Origin of the sequence: Pseudomonas sp. SIMBA_041, from assembly GCF_046535095.1 — a bacterium.
Classification (GTDB): domain Bacteria; phylum Pseudomonadota; class Gammaproteobacteria; order Pseudomonadales; family Pseudomonadaceae; genus Aquipseudomonas; species Aquipseudomonas mucoides.
In genome coordinates, this window is sequence record NZ_JAWRXJ010000840.1 from 1 (window position 1) to 242 (window position 242).

The 242-nt window shown below is 60.3% G+C and carries 1 pseudogene; it reads right to left on the bottom strand.

What is annotated here, in order from left to right:
* Positions 1–175: pseudogene (locus SB725_RS33500) on the bottom strand (amino acid ABC transporter permease); the annotation flags it as partial.
* Positions 176–242 lie beyond the last annotated feature (67 nt).

Genomic DNA, 242 nt, shown 5'->3' on the forward strand with positions numbered 1-242 from the left:
TGTACAGCCAGGCACTGAGGTTAACCAGCGGCTGCTTGGACACCCGCATCAAGCCCAGCGGAACCGCTGCGAGCAGGCCGAAGAACAGCGACAGCGCCAGCAGCTTGAGGGTGGTCAGCAGCCCGCCGAGGTACAGCGGCATGGCCTCCCACACCACGTTGTAGTCGAAGATCATAGCTCAACCACCTTGACGCCCACCGAGTAGCGTTTTTCAAGATACTTCAAGGCCAGCAGCGAGACAC